The sequence below is a fragment of the Actinomadura sp. 3N407 genome, assembly GCF_052245875.1.
Taxonomy (GTDB): Bacteria; Actinomycetota; Actinomycetes; order Streptosporangiales; family Streptosporangiaceae; genus Spirillospora.
Window position 1 is genome coordinate 1 of the sequence record NZ_JBQQBP010000049.1, and the last position, 8,868, is coordinate 8,868.

General features: G+C 69.2%; 12 protein-coding genes. 4 read left to right on the plus strand and 8 right to left on the minus strand.

Annotation, left to right across the window (positions count from 1 at the left end):
* The first annotated feature begins 14 nt into the window (after positions 1-14).
* Positions 15-125: a TerB family tellurite resistance protein gene (locus tag ACTWPP_RS44605; RefSeq protein WP_443103401.1), complete on the plus strand. Its 111-nt coding sequence runs from the start codon at positions 15-17 to the stop codon at positions 123-125.
* 116 nt (positions 126-241) lie between these two features.
* On the opposite strand, the gene ACTWPP_RS44610 is transcribed toward ACTWPP_RS44605, so the two are convergent.
* Positions 242-1,225 carry a sporulation protein gene (locus ACTWPP_RS44610; protein ID WP_443110552.1) on the minus strand — a complete coding sequence of 328 codons (984 nt, stop codon included), beginning with the start codon at positions 1,223-1,225 and terminating at the stop codon, positions 242-244.
* A gap of 249 nt (positions 1,226-1,474) precedes the next feature.
* Between ACTWPP_RS44610 and ACTWPP_RS44615 the strand changes: the two genes are divergently transcribed.
* Positions 1,475-2,497, plus strand: coding sequence for a sodium:calcium antiporter (locus ACTWPP_RS44615; RefSeq protein WP_443110553.1), 1,023 nt, complete (start codon positions 1,475-1,477; stop codon positions 2,495-2,497).
* A 102-nt stretch (positions 2,498-2,599) separates the two neighbouring features.
* Here the strand turns inward: ACTWPP_RS44615 and ACTWPP_RS44620 are convergent, their stop codons facing one another.
* The 3 genes from ACTWPP_RS44620 to ACTWPP_RS44630 all read right to left on the minus strand — a co-directional run bounded on the left by ACTWPP_RS44620 (position 2,600) and on the right by ACTWPP_RS44630 (position 3,616).
* The gene (locus ACTWPP_RS44620) at positions 2,600-3,052 is read right to left on the minus strand and encodes a hypothetical protein (protein ID WP_443110554.1); all 453 of its coding nucleotides are present in this window, start codon (positions 3,050-3,052) and stop codon (positions 2,600-2,602) included.
* A gap of 166 nt (positions 3,053-3,218) precedes the next feature.
* The gene (locus tag ACTWPP_RS44625) at positions 3,219-3,386 is read right to left on the minus strand and encodes a hypothetical protein (protein WP_443110555.1); all 168 of its coding nucleotides are present in this window, start codon (positions 3,384-3,386) and stop codon (positions 3,219-3,221) included.
* Positions 3,383-3,616, minus strand: a complete 234-nt coding sequence (locus tag ACTWPP_RS44630) for a hypothetical protein (protein ID WP_443110556.1) — start codon at positions 3,614-3,616, stop codon at positions 3,383-3,385. The genes ACTWPP_RS44625 and ACTWPP_RS44630 overlap by 4 nt, the downstream gene beginning before the upstream one ends.
* 322 nt (positions 3,617-3,938) lie before the next feature.
* On the opposite strand from ACTWPP_RS44630, the gene ACTWPP_RS44635 reads away from it, so the two are divergent.
* Together ACTWPP_RS44635 and ACTWPP_RS44640 are read left to right on the plus strand one after the other, a co-directional pair.
* Entirely contained in the window at positions 3,939-4,208 is a 270-nt protein-coding gene (locus ACTWPP_RS44635; protein WP_443110557.1) for a hypothetical protein, read from the plus strand.
* Positions 4,209-4,472: 264 nt separating this feature from the next.
* A complete protein-coding gene (locus tag ACTWPP_RS44640; RefSeq protein ID WP_443110558.1) occupies positions 4,473-5,003 on the plus strand; it encodes a PH domain-containing protein in 531 nt (176 codons plus the stop codon).
* 54 nt (positions 5,004-5,057) lie between these two features.
* Here ACTWPP_RS44640 and ACTWPP_RS44645 read toward each other — a convergent pair whose 3' ends face one another.
* The 4 genes from ACTWPP_RS44645 to ACTWPP_RS44660 form a co-directional block, all read right to left on the minus strand.
* Entirely contained in the window at positions 5,058-5,621 is a 564-nt protein-coding gene (locus tag ACTWPP_RS44645; protein WP_443110559.1) for a YbhB/YbcL family Raf kinase inhibitor-like protein, read from the minus strand.
* A gap of 514 nt (positions 5,622-6,135) precedes the next feature.
* Positions 6,136-7,026 carry a M56 family metallopeptidase gene (locus tag ACTWPP_RS44650; RefSeq protein WP_443110560.1) on the minus strand — a complete coding sequence of 297 codons (891 nt, stop codon included), beginning with the start codon at positions 7,024-7,026 and terminating at the stop codon, positions 6,136-6,138.
* On the minus strand, positions 7,023-7,397 hold the full coding sequence (locus tag ACTWPP_RS44655) for a BlaI/MecI/CopY family transcriptional regulator (protein ID WP_443110561.1): 375 nt from the start codon (positions 7,395-7,397) through the stop codon (positions 7,023-7,025). The genes ACTWPP_RS44650 and ACTWPP_RS44655 overlap by 4 nt, the downstream gene beginning before the upstream one ends.
* The gene (locus tag ACTWPP_RS44660) at positions 7,387-8,322 is read right to left on the minus strand and encodes a cation diffusion facilitator family transporter (RefSeq protein ID WP_443110562.1); all 936 of its coding nucleotides are present in this window, start codon (positions 8,320-8,322) and stop codon (positions 7,387-7,389) included. The genes ACTWPP_RS44655 and ACTWPP_RS44660 overlap by 11 nt, the downstream gene beginning before the upstream one ends.
* Positions 8,323-8,868 lie beyond the last annotated feature (546 nt).

An 8,868-nucleotide genomic window follows, 5' to 3' on the forward strand; every position in this document is an offset into this window, starting at 1 on the left:
GCGCCGTCATCCAGATCGGCATCGTCATCGGCGGCGCCGACGGCGACTTCGACGACAACGAGAAGGCCGTCGTCCGCGAGGCCTGCCACGCCGTGGGTCTCCCGCCCGCCGAATTCGAACTCTGACCGCGCCGGTCCGCTTCGCTGCCCGGCCGTGGTGCCGGGTGCCGCCGCCGCGCGGCAGGGATGCCGCCTGCGCGACGCGCGGGCGGCGGCGGTCCGCGTGAGCGATGGGATGGCGGTCAGTCCTCGTCCTCGGCGCCCTCATCCTCGTCGTCCTCGTCGTCTTCGACGATCTCCTCGATGACCTCGTCGGCGACCATTCCACCGACGACCCCGGCGGCCACACCCGCGACGCCGGCGGCGGCCACCGTGCCCCAGCCCGGCCCGCCATGACCCTCATACTCGTGGTGGTGGTCATGCGGGCCATGGCCGAGTAGGAAAGCGCCGCCGTGCCGGTCGGCCACGGCATGCAGCCAGCCGGAGATCTCCGCCGCCCAGTCCAGGTGCAGGGCTTCCTCATGGCTCACCTGGAACCGGCCGAAGGCGTCGGTGCCGGAGACGAGCAGGCCGCCGCGTTTGTCGGCCTCCAACACCACGGCCAGCCCGTGCGGGCTCGCGAGGAACGTCAGTTCCACCTCGTTGATCCGGCCCTGGTGCGCCGGCGGCGGGTAGAACTCGATCTCCTGGTAGAACGGCAGTTCCTGGTGGAGACCGGCGATGTGACCGTACTCGACATCGGCGCTCTTGAAGGCGAAGCCCAACTCGGCGAAAGCGTCCAGCACCCGCTGCTGCGACGGCAGCGGGTCGACCTCGACCGGGTCGAGGTCGCCCTTGTCAACGGCCTTGGCGACGGCGAGTTCAGTGCGCACCCCCATCGCCATGCCGTGCAGATGCTGCCCGGACACCTCGGTGAGCGGCGTCTCCCATGGCACGTCCAGCCGGAACGCTATGACTCGGTCCTCCTCTTTGGCCAGCGTGAACGGTCCTGATACGTCCGCCCTGTGAAATTCCATGCCACCGGTCTGCTCGTGGTCACCGCCCTCGACCTCGACCATGGTCGCCAAGGCCAGGCTGATCCGCTGGATCTCCACGTCGTAGTCAGCTGCCCTGATCCGCACCTCACCGGCGAGCTGTTCGCCCGGTCGGCATGCCGGGGCGGCCAGCACCGTGTCCACCGACGGCCCGCCCACCCCGAACGTCCCCAGCATCCGTTTGAATACCACGTCGCCCTCTCGTCGCCTGTTGGATTCTCACCAATATTATTACGACTGTAGTAGGTCGTGTGGTCGTCTCTCCGCCACAGGCTTCACCATCCTCGATGTGGGCTCCGGCGACGGCCGTGCGGACTCGGCGGCGGTGTGTCATCGGGTGCGTGCCGGGTAGACGTGATCAGGCTGCGTCGGCGTGCATGGGCGCGATGTTCCTCTGGTATCCGCGCAGTCGATGTCTTGGGAGGAGGCGGGTGCCCGGCGATGGCGCAACCGTGGCCGTTGGGTTTTGCGATCATCGCCTTCGCGGTGGCGGCTGCGCTGACCGTCCTGTGCAGCATCCGGATGGCGTCCCTGGGCGACGCACTGGCGGACCGGACCGGCTGGGGAGAGGCGCTTTTCGGCGCGGTGTTCTTCGGCGCGGCCACCTCACTGTCGGGAATCGTGATGACCGGCGTCAGCGCGGCCTCCGACCAGCCGACGCTGGCCTACGGCAACGCAGTCGGCGGGATCGCGGCCCAGACACTGGCGATCGTGGTCGCCGACGCCGCCCACCGGCGCGTCAACCTCGAACACGCCGCCGCGTCCTTGCCGAACATGCTGTTCGGCTGCCTGCTGATCGTGCTACTGAGCGTGGCGCTGCTGGCGACGTTCAGCCCGCAGGTCACCGTGCTCGGCGTCCACCCCGCCTCACTGCTCCTGGTCGCCCTCTATGCGGGCGGCCTGAAACTCCACCATGACGCACAGCCGATGTGGCGGCCGGTCACCACCCGCGAGACCCGGATGGACGAGCCGGACGATCACGGCGCGCTCTCCCGGCGCAGCCTCACACAGCTATGGGCCGAGTTCGCCGCCGTCGCCGCCGTGGTCGTCATCGCCGGCTGGGCGATCGCCCAGGCGGCCGAAACCCTGGTGGCCTCGACCCGGCTGAACGCCGGCATCGTCGGCGCCGTCTTCATGGGCGTGGTGAACGCACTACCCGAATCGATCACCGCGGTCGCCGCGGTCCGGCGCGGCGCCCTCACCCTGGCCATCGCCGCGGTCATCGGCGGCAACAGCCTCGACGCCCTCAACCTCGTCGTCGGGGACGTGGCCTACCGCGGCGGGTCGCTGTTCCACACGGCCGGCGCCGACCAGCTCTTCCTCACCACCGCAGCGCTCCTGATGACCGCCGTGCTGCTCGGCGGGCTGCTGGTCCGCCAGCGCCGTGGCTGGGGACGGCTCGGATTCGACGGAATCCTGCTCATCACCGTCTACGCCGCCACCATCGCGGTCCTGGCGGCCTGACCGTCCCTCCGCGCGATCCAAGCCCTGATCGCGGCGGCCACCGAGAGGCGGACTGCGCCCGCCTCGGATTCCGCGACAGATCTCCAGGGCGATCAACTGTGCCTAGGACATTGGCCGGGCTCCACTCTGCCCTGGCCAGCCGAGTCCTGGTCCGCCGCCGGTCCGCCCGGCGGGACGCGCGCGTCGCGCGGGTGGACGGGCGCATCCGCAGGCCGGTGATGGCGTGCCGGTCGACTTCGGTGACCTCAATGCTCCAGCCGGGGACGTCGACGTGGTCGCCGAGGCGGTCGGGGACGCGCGCCCGAGCAGGGCCGGCACCAGGCCCGCGATGGTGGTGTAGTCGCCGGGAGGAAGGTCGGCGATCTCCACGCCGACGTCCGGAAGGTCGTGGACGGGGAAGGTGCCCGGAAACAGAAGCGTCCCGTCCGGCTCGGTACGCACGGCCATCACGTCGCGGTCGGTTTCGTCGTAGATCTCCCCGACGATCTCCTCCAGCAGATCCTCCAGGGTCACGATGCCCTCGACACCGCCGTACTCGTCCACGACCAGCGCCATCTGCTAGCGCTCGGCCTTGAACCTGCGCAGCGCGTCCGAGACCCGCACCGAACCGGGGAAGACGACGGCGGGACGGGCCAGGTCCGCGACGGGGACGGAAGGATCACCGGCCATCAGCTCGCGCAGTTCGCCACGCCGACCATGTCGTCCAGTTCCCCGACCGAGATCACCGGGCGCGGGAATGGCCCGAGTCGGCCAGCGCGATGCGGGCCCGGCCGACCGGCTGGTCGCCGGGCAGCGTGAACACCTCCCGGCGCGGAACCAGCACCTCCCGCAGCATGCGCTCATGGATCTCCAGTGAACCGGAGATGATCAGACGCTGCTCGGCGTTCAACCCCGGTGCCCGGCCGCCAGGTCCCGCAACTCCTCAGGACCGATTCGTCCATGCCTGCCGGCGATTTCGGCGAGCCCGCCGGCCGCTTCGGCCAGTGCGGCCAATCGTCGCTCTTCCGAACACGGACCGGCCGCCTCCAGCACGCGGGCGTATAGCGCTTCGACCTCGGCCATTTGCGCACCCAGCCGCAGTGACCGCTGGTCGCTCATCGTCTCGTCGCCCCCGTACATGGCGTGCGCTCGATGGTGCGTCTTCGACTTCCAGGATGACGGCCCATCCGCCGGGAGACGAGTCATTTCTCGGCCAAGACGATGACGCGGTCCGAGGCAGAGAGCGTGAGCGGTGCGGACTTGTCAGGGTTGAGGGCTACACCGTGGGCGGGCAAGGGTGGAAGGACGTCCGGAGCCGGTACCCGAGCGCGGTTTCCCCACGAGGCGGGCCGCATCGAGCACGATTGCGAAGTTAGTGGCCGCGCCCGGGCGCACGACCGGGTCGAAGCGTCCGAGATCTCCCCGTCCGCGAACGTTCGACCACCGCGGCCTGGTGCGGTTCGTGGCCTGTGTCGGGCCGGTCGTCGCACTGTTCGACCTGGCCGCGTTCGGGCTCTCCTGGTGGATGCTGGACGTCCGGGTCGGACCCGTGTGGGAGGAGATGTCCCACACCGGCTGGTTCACCGAGAACCTCGTCGCCCAGGGTGTGGTGATGCTGCCGCGCAGCCGTGGCCGGGAGCTCGGCGTGCGGCCTGGCCCGTCTGAGGTGCGGCCGCCGCGCTGGCCCTTGCCGGCCTGGGCCTGCCCTGCTTTCCGCTGGCCGGCATCCTGAACCTGAGCCCGTTGCCATTGTCGGCGCTGCCTCTCCTGGCGGCCGTCATGACCGGTTTCGTTATCGCGTCGATCGTCGTAGGTGCGCTCTACCAGCAGGTTTCGGCCGCCGGCTCTGGTGCCCTCATCTGGGCTCCGCGCGCCGGCCGATGCGCCTCCGCCCGTGAAGACAAGTACGGCGACGGAGCAGAGCGGCAGGCCCACTCGCGGACGGTTCGCGGGATGCGCGTATACCTGAACGGAGTGATGTGCCAGGATGCGCGACATGGGTTTTGCTGACCGGTATCTCGCTGAGGACGAGTCCCTGGTCCATGCCACGCGCCAGCACTGGACCGAGCTGATCGGCGAGTTCGTGATCCTCTGCCTGGTCTGGATTGTCGCCGGCGCGCTGCTGTGGGTCGCCCCGTCCGGCGAGGATTGGGGGCAGATCGCCGACTACGTGGTCCTAGGCGTCGCCGCGATCCTGTCGCTGTGGTTCTGGCTGATCCCGCTGCTGCGGTGGCGCGGCACCATCTACATCGTCACCACAAGGCGCATCTACAAGCGCAGCGGATTCTTGACCAAGACCGGGCACAGCATCCCGTTGATCCGCGTCAACGACGTGTCGTTCCGGGTGACGCTGTGGGAGCGGATCTGGCGATACGGAACGCTTGATATCCAGTCCGCCTCCGAGCACGGCATGCTCCGGCTCAAGCGCGTCCCCGACCCCGAGGGCCTGAAGTCCAAGATCTACCGGGCCGTGGACGAAGAGCAGCGCCGCCATCGGACGGGCTCGGGCGCCGCCGACCACGGATGAACCCTTTGGGATGGGCAAGCGGTGCTATCGTCCCCGCCCAGAAGGAAGCCATGATCAGCTGGCCTGTCCGAAGGTCGCCGTGATCCGGCCGCGTCCCACCGTGTGCTCGGCAATGACCGCCAGCGCCTCCTTCAGGGGTTCCCTCTGTCTCACCTGCACCCTCTCACCGAGCGCGTAGACGGTGAAACGGTAACGATTCCGCTCCCCCTCAGAGGGGCACGGTGCCACATAAGCCGTCGTGTCACTGGTGTTCAGCGCTTCCACCGCCGCGACCGGACGCGCGCCCTCGACCAGTTCGCGGGTGTGCCCGTCGATGTTGACGATCACCCAGCTCACGTAGGCCCCAGCCGAGGCGTCAGGAGAATCGACCACGATCGCGAACGCGACGGTCGAGCCTGGCAGCACTCCAGACCACCGCAGCGGCGGCGTCCTGCCCAGCCCGCCGTAGGCCGGACAGGCGTACCGGGCGGGCAGCGCCTCCGCGTCGACGAACGCCGGGCTGGTCACCGTGAGCTCGGCGACCTCCACAGTCTCGGGCGCAACGAACCCAACCTGCCCGCAGCCGCTCACCATTGCCGCCGCACCGGCCAGGCGGGCCGCACCGGCCGTCGCGAACATCCGTCCACGCGCCCGCCCCTTCACTGGAAGGCCCGTCTTACTCTTATCGGTGGACTCTTCCGGGTAGCGATCACAGATTCTGCTACCTCCGAATCCCTGTGGCTCCCCGGGTGAGCGTCGGTACAGGTGACGAGGTCCAGCCAGTGCAGCGCTGGACCAGGCCGCGACGGTCAGTGTGACGTGACGCAGGACTCATATTCGTCGAATCGCCAGGCTGGAGCCTCACCGAACTGCTACAAGAGTAGTAGATATTGCCGAAGTCGTGGGCCCCACGTTGTCCTCAGCGAGGTGATCATGGTGGCGACGACTCGTTCACCGAGTGCATCGCCGCGATGCGGGACCGAGCCGGCCGGGGAATGTCCGGGTGTTGAGCAGCAAGGCCATGGCCGTGGAATCTGTTCGACTTCGCGGTCATCGGTGTCTCTCTGGTCCCGCATTCGGGACCAGAGGGAGCCGTCATCGACCAGGCGGTCCCAGGATGAGCAGGTCGGGACGGGTCGCGCGCCACCGTTCGTCAGCTCAGGGCCAGCAGCGGCAGCAGGCAGGCCGCGGCGGCGTGGTCGAGTTGAAGGGTCGCGCCGGTCAGCGAACTGGTGACGAAGCCGTTGCCCATGAACAGCAGCGGGCCCGTGACCGTGTTCCTGTCCGGAGGCGTGCCCAGCAGCGCCTGCACGCGCTTCACGACCCCGGACTCGGCGAACGCGGCGGCCGGTCCGGCGGGCAGAGGGTGGGCGAGGGCGGCCTTGGCGATCGTGCGGGCGACGAAAGCGCGGTCACCGACCGCTTCGGCCGCCTCTTCGTCCGCCCACCGTTCGACCGACAGCCGCAGCCGCTCATCCAACGGCCGCAGTGGCGGCAGGACCGCGGAGACCAGGGCGCCGCACGCCACATAGCGGTGGTGGCGGTGCCGCAGGTGGGACGTTTCGTGCTGGAACACCACATGGAGTTCTTCGGCCGTGAACCCGCGCAGCATGCCCCGCGACAGCAGCACTCCGCCGTGCCGGCCCGGGACCGCGACGGCGATCGGAATATCGGTCTCCAGCGGTTCCCGGGCCTGTACCTGCGCGGTCCGCAGTTCGGCCATCCAGCCGGTGGCGGTCCTGCCGATGACCAGCAACCCGGCGGCGGTCAGCAGCACCGCCGGGACCCCCACCATGCCCGGGACCGGCGTGTCGTCTCCGAACAGCGCCCACTCGGGGACGTGCGCGGCGGCGGCCGGCGCCAACGTCGCCGCATAGTTGATCGACACGAAGACCCCGGTGCCGAGCGCCGCCACGACGGTCATCGCGCAGGTGGTGGCCAGCAGCCGCGCCGACCAGGACGGATGCAGCGGTAACGGCATCCGGCCGAGCACCGTGCTCAAGGCCAGCATGATGGCCAGCGGCACAACGGTGAACCAGTTCACTCGCGCTCCCCCGGGCCCTCGAGCATCTCCCGCAAGTGGCGTGCCTCCTCGCTGCTGAGTGTCCGGACGAACCGGTTCAGCACGTTCACGGGATCGCTCGCGTGCCGCAGATGCTCACGCATCCGTCCCGCCACCAGCTCGGACTCGTCCACGGCAAGCCGGTAGTGGTAGTGCCGGCCGGTCCGGGTCCGCGAGACGAGACCCTTCTCGTGCAACCGGTGCAGGATGGTGTTCACCGTCGTGTACGCCGGTTCGCCGTCCAGCCGTGCCACCAGCTCCGCCGTCCTGGCCGAGCCGCCCAGCGCCGCCAGCGCGGCGAGAACCTCGGCCTCCAACTGCCCCAGCGGTCTGCGCGACGGATTACGCGACACCGGCCCCACCCTTCGTGCGGAGGACGTCGGGTTCCAGGTAGACCAGCCGCGCGATGGGCACTGCCTCCCGGATGCGGGCCTCGGCATCGTTGATGGCCTCGGCGACCTCCCGGGCATCATCCTGCAGATCCACGGCGACCTTCGCGGCCACCAGCAGCTCCTCCGGCCCCAGATGCATGGTGCGCATATGGATCACCGAGGGAACGTCCCGCCCCCGCACGATCGCCTCCCTGATCAACCGCACCTGCTCGGCGCTGGCGGACTCACCGATCAGCAGGCTCTTGACCTCGGTGGCCAGCACGATCGCGATGACCGTGAGCAGCACGCCGATCGCCGCCGTGCCGATCCCGTCCCAGACGCCGTTGCCGGTGATCAACGTCAGGCTCACGCCGGCCAGCGCGAACACCAGGCCGGCCAGCGCACCGGTGTCCTCCAAAAGGATCACCGGCAGCTCGGGGGACTTGGACCGCCGGATGAACTGCACCCAGCCCGCCTTGCCCCGGCTCCGGTTGGATTCCTTGACGGCCGTGCGCAGCGCCATCGACTCCAAACCGATCGCCACCAGCAGCACCGCGATCGGCACCCACTGCCACTCGGTGATCCCGTGCGGGTCACTGATCTTGTGCCAGGCCTCGTAGAGCGCGAACAGCCCGCCCAGGCTGAACAGCACGATCGCCACAATGAACGCATAGATATAGCGTTCGCGCCCGTACCCGAACGGATGCTCCTCGGTGGCGCGCCGCCGGGCACGTTTCCCACCGATCAGCAGCAACGCCTGGTTGCTGGAGTCGGCCACCGAGTGGATCGCCTCGGCCAGCATCGACGACGAGCCCGTCAACACGAACGCCACGAACTTGGTGACCGCGATCCCCAGATTCGCGCCCAGCGCGGTGACGACGGCCTTCGTACTTCCCTCGACGCTCACATACTCCCCTGATACATCAGGCCGCCGCCACTTACCGGCGGCGTTCCTCGGTCGCCCGGCCAACGCGCAGGCGGTGATCGCCAGCAGCGTCTCCTGCAAGGTCCGCCCTGGTCGGCCACCGATCGCGTTCGTCCCCCAGCCGCCGTCCTGCCGGTGGACGCGGGGGACTTCAGTTCATCCCGGTCGGGGCCACCGACGACCATTTAACTACACCTGTAGCAGACCGGCGGAACTCGATGCCGCATCTCTGCCGTGCTCGGTTCGCGTGCCCTCGTCCGCACCGCGGGACACCCGGCCGGACGGCGTCGACGGGATAGCCCCAACAATCCAAGCCAATAGGCGGACCCGACCGGACGGCGGTCGAAACCGGCAGAAGACCATCTTCCTGGCCCGCGCCGCCCGCGCGGCAGCGAGGAACTGAAGGGGTGGAGTACTGGAACCGCGCCCACTCGGTGATCTTCTTCGGCAAGGGCGGCGTCATCGCCTGAACCTCCCCGGAGAGGACGCCGTCAGGCCTTGCGTGCGACGCCTCCTACGCAGGCGACC